We start from the raw sequence: 16,526 nt of genomic DNA, 5'->3' as shown, positions 1-16,526 counted from the left end.
CGGGACCGGCTGGACCGGGTGGGCGGGCCTCCCGGACCGGGTGGGCGGACCTCAGCGGCCGTCCATCCGCAGCCGGGCGCCCTGCCGCAGCAGCTCGCGCTGGACCAGGCGGTAGGGCAGGCCGCGCGGACCGCGTCCGTGCCGGACGGTCAGCGCGGCGCACACCCCGGCCGCTTGGCCGGTCGCCATGGCGATGGGCATGACCCGGTACGACGAGTGCGCCACGTGCGTGCCGGAGATGCAGCGCCCGGCCACCAGCAGCCGCTCGGTGTCCCGGGGCACCAGACAGCGCAGCGGGATGTCGTAGAAGCTGCCCTGCGGGACACGCTTGAGGACGGTGCCGGAGCCGCGCGGGTTGTGGATGTCGACCGGGTAGGCACCGTGCGCGACGACATCCGGGAAGGTGCGCGCGGCCAGGATGTCGTGGCCGGTCAGCTGGTAGTCGCCGAGTACGCGACGGCTCTCCCGTACGCCGATGTGCGTGCCGCTCTGCACCACGTACGCCTCCTCGAAACCGGGTACGCGGGTGCGCAGGAAGCGGTCGATCTGGGAGAGCTGGCGGCGGGCCGTGTACTCGGCGCGGGTCAGGTCCCACACATTGGTGCCGAGCACCCGATTGACCCGGGTGCTGTTGACGGCGATCTCGCGCGGGTGCGGGGTGGCGAAGAAGAGGATGTCCTCGCGCGGCAGCCGGAGCTCGCCGTTGGCCCTGGCCTCCTCGATCAGGTCCCACAGGCCGTGCACACCACGCCACTGGTCCGGGTGCGCGCGTACGTAGTCGGCGAAGTCCGGCCGCGCGAAGTCCGCGACGCGGAACATCAGCGTCATGGGCTGCACCAGCCCGTCCTCGGGCCGGCCGATCTCGTACGGCGCCCCGCAGGCCGTGGCCACATCACCGTCGCCCGTGCCGTCCACGACCACCCCGGCGTCGATCACCACCGGCCCCGACTTCGTCTCGAACACCACCCGCCAGCCGGAACCGTCGTCGAGGGGCAGCGCGCCGGACGCGAAGGAGTGGAACAGCATCCGCACCCCCGACTCGTCCATCATCTCGAGCAGCGAGAGCTTGAAGAGCTCCGGGTCGAAGGGGACCGTGTAGCCGGTCTTCGGGGAGGGCGGGAGACAGCCGCCGCGCCCCATGAGCCGGTCGAGCAGCTGCCACAGCACGCCCGCGACCACCGGTTCGCCCTCGCCGTGGTCGGTGGGCAGCAGCCGTGAGGTGTCCCCGGCCTCGGTGAACGCGGCCTGCTTGTGCTCGTTGTGGAACGACATCAGCGGCATCACCAGCGCCACGGTCGCGTTGCCGCCGAGGAACCCGTACCGCTCCACCAGTACGACGTCGGCCCCGGCGTCGGCCGCGCCGACCGCGGCGGCGAACCCGGCGGGACCGCCGCCCACCACCAGGACGTCGCACCGGCCCCCGTGCCGGGCGGGCCGCGGCGGCAGGGTGACCGTGCGGGGCTCGCGGGGCTCTTCCAGGATCGGCATCGCTCTCCTCAGGGGCTCCTGGGCGGTCGGGCGGTCGGACGGTCGGGCGGTCTGGCGGTCAGAGGGCCAGACGGTCGGACCCGGTCGGGGGTCAGACGGTCGGATCCGGTCGGGCGGTCGGGGGTCAGGCGTGCAACGGCCGCGGCTCGGAGACGCACTGCTCGTGTCCGGCCGCCCGCCCCCGCGTTCCGGCGCCGATCTTGCCGGCCTCACCGGCCCCACCCTCCTCGCCGTGCCCACCGGCCTCGGCGGCCTCACCGATCTCGTCCAGCAGCGACCCGCAGCGCACGCAGGTCTCCCGGGCCGCCACGGACAGCTCCCGCATCCGGGACCGGAGGTCCTCCCGGCGCTGCGGATACTCGTCCCACAGCCGGTCCACCTCCGCGAGCAGCAGTCCGGCCTGCTCCCGTGCCACGCCCACCAGCGCCGGGGCGCCCAGTCGGCGCGCGAAGTCGAAGACCTTGCCGGAGTAGGGCAGCGGCAGCACCGGCACGCCGGTGAGCGCAGCGAAGATCACGAAGTGCAGCCGCATGCCGACCGCCACGTCCAGATGGCGCATGAAGCCGAGCACCTGCCCCGGGCTGTAGTCACCGTGCAGGATCCGGCCCTTGTCCGGCGCCGTCATGTGGGACAGCACGGCGTGCGCGTGCCGTACGTCGTGCCGCTCCATCGGCAGGAACACGACATGCGCGTCCAGCCGACGCACGAGGAAGTCCGCGACGTCGGCGAGCAGCGCGTGGTAGTCGCCCTCGTCGAGCTTCTCGGCGGCCCGGCCCGGTTCGCGCACCGACATGCCCACCAGCCGGGCACCGGAGGGGATGCCCTCGTCGCGCATCATGGCCTCGGTGAAGGGTTCGGGCCCGAGCAGCAGGGCCGGGTCGGCGGTGACCGCGACCTCGCGTTCCAGGCCGACCTCCTCCAGCACCAGCCGGGACTCCTCGTCCCGCACCACGACGTCGTCCATGTCCGCCAGCACGGTGCGCACCGCGTCCCGGTCCTCGGCGTCCGTCAGCGGCCCCGCCCCGACGGCGTAGGCGAAGGTGGGCACGTTCCGGGTCTGCGCGGCGCGCACCAGCCGCAGATAGCGCCGCGCCTCGCCGTCGTAGAGGATGCCGCCGCCGCCCAGCACCAGGAGGTCCAGGCCGGGCAGCACGTCGAGGACGTGGTTGCGGCTGACGCCCTCCCAGGGCACCACCTCGTCGGCGTCGGGGTGATGGGTACGGGTGTGCTCCGCGTTCCGGCTCAGGACGACCAGGTGCGCGTCGGGCCGCTGAGCGCGCAGGCAGCTCAGCACACACGTCAGGATCGCCTCGTCGCCGGTGTTGAAACCGCCGTAGGAACCGAGTACGCCGATGCGCGGGCCCGGGCGGGCGGAGGGCGGATGCGAGGGGGCAGTGGTCATCCGGGGCTCCTGTCACGTCGGAGTCGGCCGGCCCGCCGGCCTGGGTGCGCAGACCGCGCACGCTGCCGGGTTGCCTGCGCCGCTCCGTGGAAACACCCTGACCAAGAACTCGTACGCGGTCCCGTCCTTCCGCCGCCCCCAGGAGCACCGGTGAACGTCTCCCTCAGCGTCTGGCTGCTGACCGTCGCGGGCCTGTGCGTCCTGGTCGCCGCCGACTTCTTCATCGGCCGCAAGCCGCACGACGTGTCGATCAGGGAAGCCGGTATCTGGACGGCCGTCTGGGTGGTTCTGGCCTGCCTGTTCGGCGTGGGGCTCCTGGTGTTCGGGGGTGGCGGACCCGCCGGCGAGTTCTTCGCCGGCTACATCACCGAGAAGTCGCTCAGCGTCGACAACCTCTTCGTCTTCGTCCTGATCATGGCCAAGTTCGCGGTGCCCTCGCAGTACCAGCAGCGGGTGCTCATGGTCGGCGTCATCGTCGCCCTGGTGCTGCGCGCCGGGTTCATCGCGGCCGGCGCGGCGATCATCTCCGCCTTCTCCTGGGTCTTCTACGTCTTCGGCGCCTTCCTGATCTGGACCGCCTGGAAGCTCGTCCAGGACGCCCGCAAGGGCGGGCACGACGAGGAGTACGAGGAGAACAAGCTGCTGAAGACGATCGAGCGCCGCTTCGGCGTCGCCGACCGGTATCACGGCACCAAGCTGTGGATCGAGGAGAACGGCAGGCGGGTCATGACCCCGATGCTGGTCGTGATGCTCGCGATCGGCTCCACCGACGTCCTGTTCGCCCTGGACTCGATCCCCGCCATCTACGGCCTGACCCAGGACCCGTACATCGTGTTCACGGCCAACGCGTTCGCGCTGATGGGCCTGCGCCAGCTGTACTTCCTCATCGGCGGCCTGCTGAGGAAGCTGGTGCACCTCTCGTACGGCCTGTCGGTGATCCTGGGCTTCATCGGCGTCAAACTGGTGCTGCACGCCCTGCACGAGTCCGGGGTCCACGTCCCGGAGATCGGGATCCCCTTCTCACTCGGCTTCATCGTGCTCGTCCTCGCGGTCACCACGGCGACGAGCCTGTGGGCCGCGAGGAAGCAGGAGCAGCGGCGGGAGGGGGACCGGAACGGCTGACACAGGGCTACTGGATGGTCCAGCCCACGCGGCCGACCCCCGAGCTGTAGAAGGCGCAGACGCCCGAGGACTCGCCGTACTGTCCGGGCGCCAGCGTCACCCACTGGCCCGAGACGTCCGGTGCCCGGCCGCAGACGATCTCGGCGCGGAAGGTGATGGTGCGGCCGGTGTCGTTGCTGCAGCCGGCGATGCCGTGGTCGGGGTTGTTGTTGTGCACCCAGCCGTCGCAGTCCACACCGGCCGCTGCCGCTGCCGCTGCCGTTCCGGAAGGCGTGGCCTGCGCCGGAGCGGCGAAGCCGGCCGCCGTGAGGGCCAGGGCCGAGACGGTGGCGGCCAGTGCGGCCGTGACGATGTTCTTCCCGCGGTTCATCGGTACCCCCGTGAGGTCGTGCGTCTTTCGGTTGCGCGACCAGTCAAGGAGACGAAGGCTCCGGCGTGAACCTCACAGGTGTGAGGGTGCCGCCGCGCCCGGCCGGCCGCCCCTCAGCAACCCGCCGGGGAGGGCTTGCCGCGCGAGACGACGCGGGTGCCGTGGTCGTCGACGACACGGGCCTGCAGCGAACCGCAGGCGCACCGGGTCCACAGGGTGCCGCCCGCCGCCGTGGAGTGCGCGGACAGTACCTCGTAGGGCTCGGCACCGTCGGGCCACCCGCAGTGCGGGCAGACGACACCGGTCGTGCTGGGCATGGCGACTCCTCGTGCGTCGGTGGTGTGTCGGTGGTGCGCCGGAAGGACGGCGCGTCGGAAGACCGATGGGGCGCAAGGCCGACGTGTGGCGCTTGATCGGACCGTCGCGACACAGACAGGGTGCGGCCACACCCCCGTGGACGTCCAGATCGACTCCTCGGCCCACCCCGGCACACACGTCGGGACCGGAGCTCGGCGGAGCTCCGGTCCCGTACGCGCTGGGGTGAGGGTCAGGCGGCGACGGCCTCGTCGGCGTGGCCGTGCAGCCGGGCGACGACCTCGGTCAGCTGGGCGGCGACCTCGGCGTCGTCGGCCGGGTGGGTCTCGGCGAAACGGGTGACCGAACCCGGGATGGACAGCTTGAGGTCCTCGATCACCTTGCCGCCGGCGATGCCCACGGCCTTACGGGTGTCGTCCTGCGCCCACACGCCGCCGTACTGGCCGAAGGCGGTGCCGACCACGGCGGCGGGCTTGGCGGTGAGGGCGCCGGCGCCGAACGGACGGGACAGCCAGTCGATGGCGTTCTTCAGGACGGCCGGCATGGTGCCGTTGTACTCCGGCGAGAAGAACAGGAAGGCGTCGGCGGCCTGGGCGGCCTCGCGCAGCTTCGCGGCGGCGGCCGGGACGCCGCCCTCCACGTCGATGTCCTCGTTGTAGAAGGGGATGTCGGCCAGCCCCTCGAACAGCTGCACCTCGGCGCCCTCCGGCGCGAACTTGGCGGCCGCCTCGGCGAGCTGGCGGTTGTGCGAACCGGCGCGAAGGCTGCCGACGAGCGCAAGGATGCGGACAGACATGAGTACTCCCACTGATGGAGCAGACGCTGCCGGGGCAGACGCTGCTGAAACACTGCCGTAAAGGATCCGGACCGGGGTCCGTTTAATTTCTAACATCCCAAACGGACCGCGGTCCAGTTTTCTTCCCGATGCTTTACGCTGGCTTCATGCCCGCCGCCCTGCCGCCCTTCCCGAAGCCCCAGGAGCCCGTCGACCCGCCCGACTTGCTGCAACTCGGCACGGGGCCCGAGGGCACAGGGGTCGACGGGGACGAGCCCTGCCTGCGTGCCGACGCCGCGCGCAACCGGGCCCGGCTGCTGGAGGCCGCGGCCCGGCTGGTCGCCGAGCACGGCGCGGCCGGCGTCACGATGGAGGCGGTGGCCGCGGCGGCCTCGGTGGGCAAGGGCACGGTCTTCCGCCGCTTCGGCGACCGCACCGGCCTGCTCATGGCGCTCCTCGACCACTCCGAGAAGAAGTTCCAGGCCGCGCTCCTCGGCGGCCCGCCGCCGCTGGGGCCCGGAGCGCCGCCCGTCGAGCGGCTGCGCGCCTTCGGCTGCGCGATGCTGCGCCGCTCCATCGACGAACTGGAGCTGCAACTGGCCGCCGAGCCGAGCGCGGAACGCCGCTACACCTCCGCACCGCGCCGCTTCCAGCGCGGTCACGTCGCCCTGCTGCTGCGCCAGGCGGCCCCGGACGGGGACAGTGAGCTCCTCTCCCACACGCTGATGGCGTACCTCGACGCCGCCCTGGTCCACCACCTCACCGAGCAGTGCGGGGTGCCTCCGGCGCGGCTGCGGGCGGGCTGGATGGACCTGGTCGCACGGGTGACCCGCACCGAGCACCCGGCCTGACCCGGGGCCACCGTGCCCACGTGTCGCCGGGTGGGATTTCGTCCGGTCCGGACGGCTCGGCCCCGCCCGCCGCACCGCACCCGGCTTCTGCCAGGATGCCGTACGTCATGGTGCAGATACCGAAACCGCCCGCCCCCAAGGCCCTCGCACCGCGCTCCGTCCCCACGAGTGCCGATGTGGCCCGCCTGGCCGGCGTCTCGCGCGCGACCGTCTCCTACGTCCTCAACAACACCAGCGCCGTCCGGATCAGCGAGCCCACCCGCCGCCGCGTCCACGAGGCCGCCAGGGAGCTCGGATACGTCCCGCACGCCGCGGCCCGCTCCCTGCGCGCCGGGCACAGCCGCACGGTCCTGATGCCCGCGCCGTCCTTCCCCGCCGGCCCGCTCTACCGCCGGTTCCTCGACGAACTCCAGGGGGCCCTCGGCCGCCTCGACTACACCGTCGTCCAGTACGGCACCGTCGGCCTGTACGACGACGAGGCCGCCCGCGCCTGGGCCGAACTGCGTCCGGTGGCCGTCCTCGTCCCCGGAGCGGGTCTCGGCCCGCGTGGCGTGGAGGTCCTCAAACGCTCGGGCGCCCGCGCGGTCGTCACCCTCGGCCCCGACGCCGTCGAGGGAGCGCACGCCCTGCTCATGGACCACGAGACCGTCGGTCACAGTGCCGCCCGTCACCTCTACGACCGCGGGCGCCGCGGGATCGGCGTCGTCGTGCCGGCGGAGGACGGGCTGGAGGTCTTCTCGGCGCCGCGCCTGGCCGGCGCCCGCCGCGCCGTGGGCGACACCGACGCCACCGTCACCGAGCTGCCCCTCGCCTACGAGGAGCGGGACGCCGCCCGGCTGGCCGGCCGCTGGCGCTCACTCGGTCTCGACGCCGTGTACGCGTACAACGACGAGTACGCGATGCTGCTGATGCGGGCCCTGCAGGACGAGGGCCTCGACATCCCCGGCGACGCCGCCGTGATCGGCGCCGACGACCTGATGCTGGGGCGCCTGCTGCGGCCCCGGCTGAGCACCGTCCACCTGGAACTGCCCTCCGGCCGCGACCTGGCCGCCCTCGTCGACCGCGCGGTCCACGACCCCGCCGCCGCGCCCGAGCGCCACAAGGTGCTGGGCGCGGCGGTGGTGCACCGCGAGTCGAGCTGACCGGCGGCCGGCTCCGCTCCGCCGCTCCTGGAGTCCTGCCCGCTAGGGCCGTCCTGTCTGCTACGGGCCGTCCTGTCTGCTACTGGCCGCCCTGCCCCTCGGCCTGCGCCTGCTGCTCGGCGACCGACTTGCGAACCTCGTCCATGTCGAGCTTCCGGGCCTGGTCGATGACGTCCGTCAGGGCCTCCTCGGGCAGCGCGCCCGGCTGCGCGAACACGGCCACCTGGTCCCGGACGATCATCAGCGTCGGAATCGACTGGATGCCGAAGGCCTGCGCGAGCTCCTGCTGCGCCTCGGTGTCCACCTTGCCGAACACGAGGTCGGGGTTGGCCTCGGCCGCCTTCTCGTACACCGGGGCGAACTGACGGCACGGACCGCACCACGACGCCCAGAAGTCGATCAGGACGAACTCGTTGTCCGTGACCGTCTGGTCGAAGTTCTCCTTGGTGAGTTCCACGGTGCTGGTCATGAGGTGATCACTCTTCCTGGTTACGGGTGCGAGGCCGTCGGCACAACACTGCCGACCTGGTGGGTATTCCGCGCACGTACCCATGTGGCCACGTCGCACACCACCCACCAGACTGACCCCATGACGCAATCGGATTCCATCGCGTACGACGTCGTCGTGATCGGCGCGGGCCCCGTGGGGGAGAACGTCGCCGACCGCACCCGCGCGGCCGGGCTGTCCACCGCGATCGTGGAGAGCGAACTGGTCGGCGGTGAATGCTCCTACTGGGCGTGCATGCCCAGCAAGGCCCTGCTGCGCCCGGTCCTCGCCCGCGCGGACGCCCGCCGCCTGCCCGGTCTGAGCCGGTCGGCGGGGGACCCGCTCGACGCGGCGGCGGTCCTCGCCCGCCGCGACGAGTTCACCTCCCACTGGAAGGACGACGGCCAGGTCCAGTGGGTGGAGGGCATCGAGGTCGACCTGTACCGGGGGCAGGGACGGCTCGCCGGGCCGCGCACGGTCGAGGTGGCCGCGCCCGACGGCACCCGCCGGGTGCTGACCGCCCGGCACGCCGTCGCCGTCTGCACCGGCAGCGGCGCCGCCCTGCCCGGTCTGCCCGGACTCGCCGAGGTACGCCCCTGGACCAGCCGCGAGGCCACCAGCGCCAAGAGCGCGCCCGGCCGGCTGATCGTGGTCGGCGGCGGAGTCGTCGCCGTCGAGATGGCCACCGCCTGGCAGGCCCTCGGCTCCCGGGTGACCCTCCTGGTGCGTGGTGACGGCGGCCTGCTCACCCGTATGGAGCCGTTCGCCGGCGAACTGGTCGCCGAGGCGCTCACCGACGCCGGCGTCGACCTCCGCACCGGCACCTCCGTCGAGTCCGTGACCCGGGAGGGCGGCACCGTCGTCGCCGTCACCGACACCGGCGACCGCGTCGAGGCCGACGAGATCCTCTTCGCCACCGGCCGCGTTCCCCGCACCGACGACATCGGTCTGGACACCGTGGGACTGGAACCCGGCTCCTGGCTCACCGTCGACGACAGCCTCCGGGTCGAGGGTCACGACTGGCTCTACGCCGTCGGCGACGTCAACCACCGTGCCCTCCTTACCCACCAGGGCAAGTACCAGGCACGCGTCGCGGGCGCCGCCATCGCCGCCCGTGCCTCCGGCGTGCCGGAGCTGGACTCCGGCCCGTGGGGCGCGCACGCCGCGACCGCCGACCACGACGCCGTCCCCCAGGTGGTGTTCACCGATCCCGAGGCGGCGTCCGTCGGCCTGACCCTGGCCGAGGCCGAGCAGGCCGGCCACCGCGTCCGCGCCGTCGACGTCGACCTCGCGACGGTGGCCGGCGCGAGCCTGTACGGCGACGGTTACAAGGGGCGCGCCCGCATGGTCGTCGACCTGGAGGACGAGATCGTCCGCGGTGTCACCTTCGTCGGCCCCGGAGTCGGCGAGATGATCCACTCCGCGACCGTCGCCGTCGCCGGCCAGGTCCCGATCAGCCGCCTGTGGCACGCGGTCCCGTCGTACCCGACGATCAGCGAGGTGTGGTTGCGGCTGCTGGAGTCGTACCGGGACAACTGACGGGACACACCGCGCAGCCGGTGCCGCCGCCGTTGCGGACGGTCGTGTCGCTGGGGCGGCACGGGCGGCCGCAGCGGCACCCCCTAACGCCTGGCTGCGTCCCCGCGCCCCCCGCGGCCGTTCAGACCGCCGATCCCGCCGATCCCGCCGATTCCGGCAGCCCGAACCCCAGCGCCGCCGCCGCCCGCTCCGGTGTCGCCTGCCCCCACAACTCCACCATCGCCCGGTTCGACGCCAGCGACCGCGGCTCGGCCCGGTCCAGATACAGCATGCCGTCGAGATGGTCCGTCTCGTGCTGCACGATCCGGGCGGGCCAGCCCGCGAACACCTCGTCCACGGCCCGCCCGTGCTCGTCCCGCGCCAGCAGCCGCACCTCGGCGTGCCGCGCCACCACCGCCTGCCAGCCCGGCACGCTCAGACAGCCCTCGTAGAACGCGGCGCGGGCGGCGCCGACGGGCTCGTACGACGGGTTGACCAGCACCCGGAACGGCTGCGGCACCCGCCCCCGCGCCACCCGCACCTCGTCCGGCACCGGCGCCGGGTCCTCGATGACCGCGATCCTCAGCCCGACCCCCACCTGCGGCGCGGCCAGTCCGACACCCGGCGCCGCGTGCATGGTGAGGCGCAGCGCCTCGGTGAAACGCGCCAGCAGCGACGACTCCAACTGCCCGTCGAAGGGCTCAGCCACGCGACGCAGCACCGGATCGCCGGCCGCGACGATCGGCAACGGGCCGCCGACGGCGAGCAGTTCCTCGACCCGTTCGGCAAGAGGTGCGCGATCACTTGGAGTTCCCATCGCGCCAGGATGCCACGGCGCACACCACCCACCACACCGCCGATGTGACGCACGCCACTCGAACGGCCGGGAACCCGGCGCGCCCCCGCCCCGACCACTGGGAGCACCCCGCCCCCCCACGACGTCCCCGGAGCGCCCACCGATGACCACCACCTCCGCAGCCCCCACGGACGGGGCCCCAGGGCCGGCCACCCCGCCGCCCCCACCCCGCAGATGGTCCACGCTGCGCCCGCTCGTCCTGCGCCTGCACTTCTACGCCGGGCTGTTCGTGGCCCCCTTCCTGCTGGTCGCGGCGGCCACCGGCTTCCTCTACGCGGCCTCGTTCCAGGCCGAGAAGATGGTCTACGCCCACGAACTGACCGTTCCCGACGTGGGCGAGAGCAAGCTGCCGGTCTCCGAGCAGGTCGCGGCGGCCCGGCAGGCCCACCCCGAGGGCACGGTGTCGGCCGTACGCCCCTCGCCCGAGGCGGACGCCACCACCAGGGTGCTGCTGTCCGACGTCGAGGGCGTCGACCCGGACCACACGCTCGCGGTCTTCGTCGACCCGTACACCGCGAAGGTGCGCGGCGCCCTCGAACAGTACGGCTCGACCGGCGCGCTGCCGCTGCGCACCTGGATCGACGAGTTCCACCGCGACCTGCACCTCGGTGAGCCGGGCCGCCTGTACAGCGAGTTCGCCGCCAGCTGGCTGTGGGTGATCGCGGGCGGAGGCCTGGTGCTGTGGTTCTCCCGCCGCAGGGCGAGGCGCAAGCTGCGCGGCACCAACGGCCGGCGCCGCACCCTGGGCCTGCACGGCACGGTCGGTGCCTGGGCCGCGGCCGGGTTCGTCTTCCTCTCGGCCACCGGACTGACCTGGTCCACGTATGCCGGGGCGAACATCGAGGACCTGCGCGTCTCGCTCGGCCAGACCACCCCGTCCGTGTCGGCGTCGGCGGCGGGCGCGGCAGGCGGTGAGCACGCGGGCCACGGCGCGGCGGCCGGCGCCGGCGGGGACGCCGGGCACGGGGTCGGGCTCGACAAGGTCCTTGCCGCCGCGCGCGCCGAGGGCCTGGGCGACCCCGTGGAGATCGTCCCGCCCGCCGACGCGTCCTCCGTCTACGTCGTCAAGCAGGTGCAGCGCAGCTGGCCCGAGAAACAGGACTCGGTCGCCGTCGACCCGGCCACCGGCGAGGTGACCGACGTGCTCCGCTTCGCCGACTACCCGGTGCTCGCCAAGCTCAGCCGCTGGGGCATCGACCTGCACACCGGCAGCCTGTTCGGCCTGCCCAACCAGATCGCCCTGATGCTGCTGGCGGCCTCCCTGATCCTGCTCATCCTCTGGGGCTACCGCATGTGGTGGCAGCGCGGCCGGGGCTCGGCCTTCGGCCGCCCGATCCCACGCGGCGCCTGGCAGCAGGTGCCGCCGGCGCTCCTCGTCCCGCTCGCGGCGGCCGTCGCCGTCCTCGGCTACTTCGTGCCGCTGCTCGGTATCCCCCTGGCCGTGTTCGTCGCGGTCGACGTCGTGCTCGGCGAGATCGCCCACCGGCGGGGGCGGCGGACGTACGCGGGCGGTGCGACGGCCGAACGGTGAGTCGTACGGCGGAGCGGTGAGTACGCCATCGCACTCACCGCTCCACCGAACTCACCGCTCCACCGTCACGTCGCCGATCAGTGGTCGGCGAAGTCCCCCGCCAACGCGGCGGCGATCCGCAGCTGCGCGTCGGCCTCCTCCTGCCGCCCCTGCCGTTCGAGCGTGCGTCCCAGCATCAGCCGGGCATACTGCTCGACGGGCTCGCGCTCGACGACGACCCGCAGCTCGGCCTCCGCGCGCCGCAGTTGGGCCGAGTGGTAGTAGGCGCGCGCCAGCAGCAGCCGCGGTCCGGTCTGCTCGGGCACCTCCTTGACCAGACCGTTCAGGACCCGCGCCGCGGCGGCGTAGTCCTTGGCGTCGAAGAACATCCGCGCGCGCTCCCAGCGCTCCGCCGCCGTTCCGTGGCCGTAGTACGTCGTGTCCACTCGTGACCTCCTTCGCAGTACTGCAACCACCCGATATGGTTGAACATTCCACCACCTGGACTCCGCCACCGGGACTCCGCCACCGGGGGGTGTTTCCGCCCGGCCACGGTGACGGCCGGAGGGCGGTCTGACGCGGAGGGCCGTCCGGCGCTAGGTTGGGCGGCATGAGCAACCTTGACCGCGACGCGGTTCCCAGCCTGTGCGGCGGCCGCGGCTTCGTGGTGGCGGAGCCGGTGCGGGAACTCCTCAGCCCTCGCCACGTCAAGCTCGGCGAGTCCACCGAGGTCCGCCGACTGCTGCCCAACCTGGGCCGGCGCATGGTCGGCGCCTGGTGCTTCGTCGATCACTACGGGCCCGACGACATCGCTGACGAGCCCGGCATGCAGGTGCCGCCGCATCCGCACATGGGCCTGCAGACGGTCAGCTGGCTGCACGAGGGCGAGGTCCTGCACCGCGACTCCACCGGCAGCCTGCAGACCATCCGCCCACGCCAGCTGGGCCTGATGACCTCCGGCCACGCGATCAGCCACTCCGAGGAGAGCCCGCGCTCGCACGCCCGCTACCTGCACGGCGCGCAGCTGTGGGTCGCTCTCCCGGACGCCCACCGCCACACCGACCCGCACTTCGAGTTCCACGCCGAACTGCCTCATGTCACGGCGCCCGGCCTGACGGCCACCCTGCTCCTCGGCACCCTCGACGGCACCACCTCGCCCGGCACGACGTACACCCCCGTCGTCGGCGCCGACCTGACCCTCACGGACGGCACGGACGTACGCCTCCCGCTGGAACGGGACTTCGAGTACGCCGTCCTGTCCATGGCCGGCGAGGCCCACGTCGACGGCGTGCCGCTGGTACCGGGGTCGATGCTCTACCTCGGCTGCGGCCGCGACGAACTCCGCCTGCGCGCCGACTCGGACGCGAGCCTGATGCTCCTGGGCGGGGAGCCGTTCGAGGAGGAGCTGCTCATGTTCTGGAACTGGATCGGGCGCTCCCAGGAGGAGATCGTGCAGGCGCGCCGGGACTGGATGGAAGGCTCCCGGTTCGGGGAGGTCAAGGGCTACGACGGCGCCCCACTGCCCGCCCCTGAGCTGCCTTTGGTGCCGCTGAAGCCGCGCGGAAGGGTTCGCTGACCTGGGAGAACGGCTGACCGGCCGGTGACGGCCAGTCGGTCGGTCGTCCTGCCTCATCCCTTGCAGGATCCTCGCGCGCACTGGGCGGTTGGGTCCGCTGTGAGCCCACTGCGCTGCGCCGTGCCCCTCCTGATCGGTCAGTCTGCGCACCCGCACAGGCTCAGCCACCACACCTCCAGCGGTCGGAACGGACGTCACCGCCGATCCAACCGTCCCAATCGCCGACCCGGCGAACCTTCCCGTTCAGAGCACTAGTCATTAGCCGTCACCGAGGCAGGGGCGTGGCGTCCGGCGGCGAGTGAGCCAGCCTCCACTCGTGCAAGAACGTCACAGTCCCCGACGAAACCCCTGAGGATCAGGTGCCACCAGTCGGTCAGGCGGTCGTCGAGGACGGTCGTGCCCTCGAGGGCCTCGGTGAGAGTGCACAGGCCGAAGAAGGCGGGCACCAAGGCGCGGGCCGTGCGGGCGGGGCGGATGCTCTCGTTGACGTGCCCGGCCAGCCGGGCCTGCGCAAGCAGTCGCGTGGTGGCGGCGGTCCAGAGCGCGAAAGGGTCGGGGACGTGAGCTTCTATGACGGTGCGCTCGGTCCACAGACGGGCACCGGCGCGCGTCACGGGGTCCCGGGTGAGGGCGTAGGCGATGTCGTAGCTGAGGGCGACGAGTCGTTCGAGCGGGGGGACGGTGTCGTCTCCATAGCGTGCCGCGAGCTGGGACCAGGTGGCGAACCGGTCCTCGACGACGGCCACGGCGATTCCTTCCTTGCCGGTGTAGTGGAAGTAGACCGCGCCGCTGGTCCGGCCCGATCTCGCGCTTATGTCGTTGACGCTGGTGGCCGCGTATCCCTGTTCGGCGAACAGTTGGGCTGCCGCTTCCAGCAATGATCTGCGGGTTGCCTTCGCCCGTTCCTGCAACGTCCCGTCCGCCCTCGTCTGTTTTGATGTCGGGTATCGAGCCACGAACTTAGTGCGCCAGCGTACGCCCGGAGCCCAAAGGGGCACTTTCGGGCGGAAATTACACAGTTCTTTCGAATGTGAACGCGTGCGAGTGGTATCGGGAGCGCGACGCTCCGGGACTTGCACGGTCAAGCGTGCGTGCCAACCGGTGGGCAGGGGCGTGGCGTTGCCATTCTCAACGGCCGCGTCAGGTGGGTCTCCGTAGGGCGATACGTCTGTCTCCGACGTCCATCGAGTCACCGAAAAGGGTTATTGCCCGTTTTGCCTGGACGGAAATAACGTAGCGGAAACTATCTTTCCGTTTCCCGTCGAGACGGGAATGCCACATGCATGCAAAAGCATGGGAGGCCCCAGTGACCACCTCGGACCACGATCTGCTCGACTGGTCGCCCGAAGCCGTCGTCTTCGACTGCGACGGCACCCTCATGGACAGCGAACGCCACTGGCAGGAGGCTCGCAGCCGGGCCTTCCGGGAGCACGGCCTTCAGCCACCGCCCGGGTTCGCGGAGCAGGCCCTCGGCCTGCACTACGTGGACTGCGGCCGGCTCATGGCCCAGTCCGTGCACAAACCCGAACTGACCGAGGACCTGACAGCCGCGCTCCTCGACCACTTCCTGGCCCTGGTGACCGACGCACCGGTGACGATGCCGGGTGCGGTCCGGCTCGTACGGATGCTCTCCGGCCGCCTGCCGCTGGCGGTGGCCAGCAACTGCCCGAGGGTCGTGGTCGAAGGCAGCCTGCAACGGGCCGGGCTGCTCGCGCACTTCCAGCACCTCGTCGTCCCCGACACCGGGGACCGCGTGCGCCCCAAGCCGCATCCCGACGTGTACGCCGTGGCGGCCCGGCTCTGTGGTGTCCCCCCGCACCGGGTGCTGGCGGTGGAGGACTCCCTGACCGGTGTGGAAGCAGCCCGCCGGGCAAGCCTGCGGGTCCTGGGCGTCGGTCCCCGTCCGCAGGGCGACGGCGCCACCCGGGCCGACGCGTGGTTACCGTCACTGGACGTTCCCGAACTGCTGGCCTGGGCCCACGCGCTCGGCAGCCCGCGGGGGCCACGCCGGCTCTGACAGCCCACGCTTTCTGAACAAGGGAAAGTGCGGAAGTCACTTATGGGATCGGCCACGCCGTCGGCCTGCATAACCGGTCCCGCAGGGACGAGGGCACTTGCAACTACGTCCGGGCCTTGTGGCCCTGACAGCCCCGCCCCCGGCTTCAGAACCATGCGGAACGCGTGCCGCATCTGGGGCGTAGGCGTGTGACGGCGTCCCATCCGTCGCGGGCCGCCCCGGCCGGCCCCGCCGCAGACCCGAAGCCCTGCTCGGCGACAAGGGCTACGACTCCGACCCGAACCGGGACGCGTTGCGCAAGCGCCGGATCCTGCCCGTCATCTCCCGCAAGGGGTCACCCAACATCAAAGACCTGGGCAAACTCCGCTATGTCGTCGAGCAGACCTTCGCCCTGCTTCACCGCTTCCAACGCCTCGCCGTCCGCTTGACCAGTAGGTCGCGCATTCCGACCTACTCAGCGTCGCGCCTGCGCCTCCAGTCCCGCTCTCCCAGTCGCCTGATCCTCCAGGCAGGCAGTGGGTGGCGGGCCTCCGTGACGATGAAGTGCGCCATGTCGGCCAGCATGCGTCGAACAGCTGAGATAGGGACGACCAGGTCGTCCCATTGGTTGTAGTTTGCGTGAAGGCGAATCTGATCGTCGGAGACGCGCTCCAAAGCACAGCTTTCCACGCCCAGTAGTAGCTCGTCGCCGGCCTCGATCCTGAGCCATTGCAGAAGGACAGACGAGACTGCCCAGTCAGGCCCACACTGGTCAACGAATTCCTCCGCCGCCCATCGCAAAGCCTGTGGCGTGCCCTCGGGGGCCCTGATCAGAGCCCTGCCGAAGACGGGAGGATGCATCGTGCCGTCCTCGCTCACGTCAACGGCGGGGATCTCCTCCAGGCCGAAGATCCAGGCGCTTTCGGAGGAACTGGCAGCGTTGTTCACATGGCTCATCCGCGCGATGATGCCACGCCTGTCGCGGCGCGCAGCCCACGAGGATCCCGAAATGCCCCGCACCTGGTGTGTCTTGGAACGAGATCTGACGATCTCAGCCAAGCATGTGGGAGCCCATGCCCAACGGACATGGGCTGCACCATCCATTCCCCGGCGACGAG

At 71.9% G+C, this 16,526-nt stretch carries 17 protein-coding genes and 1 pseudogene; 8 read left to right on the top strand and 10 right to left on the bottom strand.

Translation table 11 applies throughout. The annotated features are described in order from the left end of the window. Positions 1 to 51: 51 nt before the first annotated feature. Positions 52 to 1,488, bottom strand: a complete 1,437-nt coding sequence (locus tag QC283_RS33910) for an FAD-dependent oxidoreductase (protein WP_279565599.1) — start codon at positions 1,486 to 1,488, stop codon at positions 52 to 54. A gap of 124 nt (positions 1,489 to 1,612) precedes the next feature. After that, a complete protein-coding gene (locus QC283_RS33905) occupies positions 1,613 to 2,890 on the bottom strand; it encodes a polysaccharide pyruvyl transferase family protein (RefSeq protein WP_279565598.1) in 1,278 nt (425 codons plus the stop codon). Positions 2,891 to 3,040: 150 nt separating this feature from the next. Between QC283_RS33905 and QC283_RS33900 the strand changes: the two genes are divergently transcribed. After that, on the top strand, positions 3,041 to 4,012 hold the full coding sequence (locus QC283_RS33900) for a TerC family protein (protein WP_279565597.1): 972 nt from the start codon (positions 3,041 to 3,043) through the stop codon (positions 4,010 to 4,012). 7 nt (positions 4,013 to 4,019) lie between these two features. On the opposite strand, the gene QC283_RS33895 is transcribed toward QC283_RS33900, so the two are convergent. The 3 genes from QC283_RS33895 to QC283_RS33885 form a co-directional block, all read right to left on the bottom strand. Continuing rightward, positions 4,020 to 4,382, bottom strand: coding sequence for a hypothetical protein (locus tag QC283_RS33895; protein WP_279565596.1), 363 nt, complete (start codon positions 4,380 to 4,382; stop codon positions 4,020 to 4,022). 113 nt (positions 4,383 to 4,495) lie between these two features. After that, entirely contained in the window at positions 4,496 to 4,699 is a 204-nt protein-coding gene (locus QC283_RS33890) for a hypothetical protein (protein WP_279565595.1), read from the bottom strand. 230 nt (positions 4,700 to 4,929) lie between these two features. Beyond that, positions 4,930 to 5,493: an NAD(P)H-dependent oxidoreductase gene (locus tag QC283_RS33885; RefSeq protein ID WP_279565594.1), complete on the bottom strand. Its 564-nt coding sequence runs from the start codon at positions 5,491 to 5,493 to the stop codon at positions 4,930 to 4,932. Between the two features lie 146 nt (positions 5,494 to 5,639). On the opposite strand from QC283_RS33885, the gene QC283_RS33880 reads away from it, so the two are divergent. Together QC283_RS33880 and QC283_RS33875 are read left to right on the top strand one after the other, a co-directional pair. Next, positions 5,640 to 6,323 carry a TetR/AcrR family transcriptional regulator gene (locus tag QC283_RS33880; protein ID WP_279565593.1) on the top strand — a complete coding sequence of 228 codons (684 nt, stop codon included), beginning with the start codon at positions 5,640 to 5,642 and terminating at the stop codon, positions 6,321 to 6,323. Positions 6,324 to 6,430: 107 nt separating this feature from the next. Continuing rightward, a complete protein-coding gene (locus tag QC283_RS33875) occupies positions 6,431 to 7,465 on the top strand; it encodes a LacI family DNA-binding transcriptional regulator (RefSeq protein WP_279565592.1) in 1,035 nt (344 codons plus the stop codon). Positions 7,466 to 7,544: 79 nt separating this feature from the next. On the opposite strand, the gene trxA is transcribed toward QC283_RS33875, so the two are convergent. Continuing rightward, on the bottom strand, positions 7,545 to 7,934 hold the full coding sequence (trxA, locus tag QC283_RS33870) for a thioredoxin (RefSeq protein WP_279565591.1): 390 nt from the start codon (positions 7,932 to 7,934) through the stop codon (positions 7,545 to 7,547). A 120-nt stretch (positions 7,935 to 8,054) separates the two neighbouring features. Here trxA and QC283_RS33865 point away from each other — a divergent pair, with 120 nt between their 5' ends. Continuing rightward, a complete protein-coding gene (locus QC283_RS33865; protein ID WP_279565590.1) occupies positions 8,055 to 9,491 on the top strand; it encodes a dihydrolipoyl dehydrogenase family protein in 1,437 nt (478 codons plus the stop codon). A 121-nt stretch (positions 9,492 to 9,612) separates the two neighbouring features. Here the strand turns inward: QC283_RS33865 and QC283_RS33860 are convergent, their stop codons facing one another. Then, positions 9,613 to 10,287, bottom strand: a complete 675-nt coding sequence (locus QC283_RS33860) for a peptide deformylase (RefSeq protein WP_279565589.1) — start codon at positions 10,285 to 10,287, stop codon at positions 9,613 to 9,615. A gap of 142 nt (positions 10,288 to 10,429) precedes the next feature. Between QC283_RS33860 and QC283_RS33855 the strand changes: the two genes are divergently transcribed. Next, positions 10,430 to 11,857 carry a PepSY-associated TM helix domain-containing protein gene (locus tag QC283_RS33855; protein WP_279565588.1) on the top strand — a complete coding sequence of 476 codons (1,428 nt, stop codon included), beginning with the start codon at positions 10,430 to 10,432 and terminating at the stop codon, positions 11,855 to 11,857. A 77-nt stretch (positions 11,858 to 11,934) separates the two neighbouring features. Here the strand turns inward: QC283_RS33855 and QC283_RS33850 are convergent, their stop codons facing one another. Further along, entirely contained in the window at positions 11,935 to 12,282 is a 348-nt protein-coding gene (locus tag QC283_RS33850) for a tetratricopeptide repeat protein (RefSeq protein ID WP_279565587.1), read from the bottom strand. A 164-nt stretch (positions 12,283 to 12,446) separates the two neighbouring features. On the opposite strand from QC283_RS33850, the gene QC283_RS33845 reads away from it, so the two are divergent. Beyond that, complete coding sequence (locus QC283_RS33845) at positions 12,447 to 13,412, top strand: pirin family protein (protein ID WP_279565586.1); 966 nt, start codon at positions 12,447 to 12,449, stop codon at positions 13,410 to 13,412. A 251-nt stretch (positions 13,413 to 13,663) separates the two neighbouring features. Here the strand turns inward: QC283_RS33845 and QC283_RS33835 are convergent, their stop codons facing one another. After that, complete coding sequence (locus tag QC283_RS33835) at positions 13,664 to 14,323, bottom strand: ScbR family autoregulator-binding transcription factor (protein ID WP_279565585.1); 660 nt, start codon at positions 14,321 to 14,323, stop codon at positions 13,664 to 13,666. 395 nt (positions 14,324 to 14,718) lie between these two features. On the opposite strand from QC283_RS33835, the gene QC283_RS33830 reads away from it, so the two are divergent. Together QC283_RS33830 and QC283_RS39695 are read left to right on the top strand one after the other, a co-directional pair. Continuing rightward, a complete protein-coding gene (locus QC283_RS33830; RefSeq protein ID WP_279565584.1) occupies positions 14,719 to 15,429 on the top strand; it encodes an HAD family hydrolase in 711 nt (236 codons plus the stop codon). A 241-nt stretch (positions 15,430 to 15,670) separates the two neighbouring features. Continuing rightward, positions 15,671 to 15,859, top strand: a pseudogene (locus QC283_RS39695) (transposase); the annotation flags it as partial. 20 nt (positions 15,860 to 15,879) lie between these two features. Here QC283_RS39695 and QC283_RS33825 read toward each other — a convergent pair. Then, the gene (locus tag QC283_RS33825) at positions 15,880 to 16,365 is read right to left on the bottom strand and encodes a hypothetical protein (protein ID WP_279565583.1); all 486 of its coding nucleotides are present in this window, start codon (positions 16,363 to 16,365) and stop codon (positions 15,880 to 15,882) included. Positions 16,366 to 16,526 lie beyond the last annotated feature (161 nt).

Source organism: Streptomyces sp. DH41 (assembly GCF_029813785.1).
Classification (GTDB): Bacteria; Actinomycetota; Actinomycetes; order Streptomycetales; family Streptomycetaceae; genus Streptomyces.
The sequence above is the reverse complement of the archived record's forward strand: the minus strand, read 5'-3'. Positions and strand labels throughout refer to the sequence as shown.

What these genes read in the sequence shown, in the direction of transcription:
- QC283_RS33880 (WP_279565593.1), top strand. Translation starts at nt 5,640, where the DNA reads ATGCCCGCCGCCCTGCCGCCCTTCCCGAAGCCCCAGGAGCCCGTCGAC.
- QC283_RS33890 (WP_279565595.1), bottom strand. Translation starts at nt 4,699, where the DNA reads ATGCCCAGCACGACCGGTGTCGTCTGCCCGCACTGCGGGTGGCCCGAC.
- trxA (WP_279565591.1), bottom strand. Translation starts at nt 7,934, where the DNA reads ATGACCAGCACCGTGGAACTCACCAAGGAGAACTTCGACCAGACGGTC.
- QC283_RS33905 (WP_279565598.1), bottom strand. Translation starts at nt 2,890, where the DNA reads ATGACCACTGCCCCCTCGCATCCGCCCTCCGCCCGCCCGGGCCCGCGC.
- QC283_RS33825 (WP_279565583.1), bottom strand. Translation starts at nt 16,365, where the DNA reads ATGAGCCATGTGAACAACGCTGCCAGTTCCTCCGAAAGCGCCTGGATC.
- QC283_RS33910 (WP_279565599.1), bottom strand. Translation starts at nt 1,488, where the DNA reads ATGCCGATCCTGGAAGAGCCCCGCGAGCCCCGCACGGTCACCCTGCCG.
- QC283_RS33845 (WP_279565586.1), top strand. Translation starts at nt 12,447, where the DNA reads ATGAGCAACCTTGACCGCGACGCGGTTCCCAGCCTGTGCGGCGGCCGC.
- QC283_RS33875 (WP_279565592.1), top strand. Translation starts at nt 6,431, where the DNA reads ATGGTGCAGATACCGAAACCGCCCGCCCCCAAGGCCCTCGCACCGCGC.
- QC283_RS33895 (WP_279565596.1), bottom strand. Translation starts at nt 4,382, where the DNA reads ATGAACCGCGGGAAGAACATCGTCACGGCCGCACTGGCCGCCACCGTC.
- QC283_RS33860 (WP_279565589.1), bottom strand. Translation starts at nt 10,287, where the DNA reads ATGGGAACTCCAAGTGATCGCGCACCTCTTGCCGAACGGGTCGAGGAA.
- QC283_RS33885 (WP_279565594.1), bottom strand. Translation starts at nt 5,493, where the DNA reads ATGTCTGTCCGCATCCTTGCGCTCGTCGGCAGCCTTCGCGCCGGTTCG.
- QC283_RS33865 (WP_279565590.1), top strand. Translation starts at nt 8,055, where the DNA reads ATGACGCAATCGGATTCCATCGCGTACGACGTCGTCGTGATCGGCGCG.
- QC283_RS33855 (WP_279565588.1), top strand. Translation starts at nt 10,430, where the DNA reads ATGACCACCACCTCCGCAGCCCCCACGGACGGGGCCCCAGGGCCGGCC.